We start from the raw sequence: 577 nt of genomic DNA on the forward strand, positions 1-577 counted from the left end.
CCGCGCCGAGCGCGACGGCTGCCGCCACGGCGGCGGACAGCAGGGGAAGTCGAGACCTCATGAACATCCTCGTTCCTGGGTGTCGGGCGGCCGCGGGCGCGCGACCGCCTCGTGGTTCGGTGCGGCCCCCGGGCGGCGGGCCGCACGTCGTGCAGCAGGACGTGGGCCCCGACCGGTTCCGGCGGGGCCCACGTCCTCACGTCAGGCGCAGGTGACCGTGACGGTGCCGGTGGGGACGGTGCCGTTGGCGACGAAGCCGTACTCGGCGGTGGCGCCGGCGCCGAGCAGCCCGTTCCAGGCGGCGTTGGAGACGGTGACGGTGGAACCGGACGTGGAGTAGGTGCCCGACCAGCCGGACTGGATCGCGCTGCCGGAGGGCAGGGTGAACGCGGTGGTCCAGGAGCTGATCATGGCGTTGCCGGCCTTGACGGTGACGGAGGCCTGGTAGCCGCCGGGCCAGCTGTTGAGCACCTTGAAGGAGGCGGTGCACTTGCCGCCCGGGTTCGACGTCGGGGTGGGGGTCGGCGTCGGCGTCGGGGTCGGGGTGACCGTCGGCGTCGGCGTCGGCGTCGGCGTC

At 74.4% G+C, this 577-nt stretch carries 1 protein-coding gene; it reads right to left on the reverse strand.

The window, feature by feature from the left end; translation table 11 throughout:
• Positions 1-201: 201 nt before the first annotated feature.
• Positions 202-577, reverse strand: a 376-nt coding sequence (locus tag Cch01nite_RS22615; protein WP_203758776.1) for a cellulose binding domain-containing protein, incomplete at its 5' end; no start/stop codon positions are given.

It is taken from the genome of Cellulomonas chitinilytica, from assembly GCF_016862675.1.
Lineage (GTDB): Bacteria > Actinomycetota > Actinomycetes > Actinomycetales > Cellulomonadaceae > Cellulomonas > Cellulomonas chitinilytica.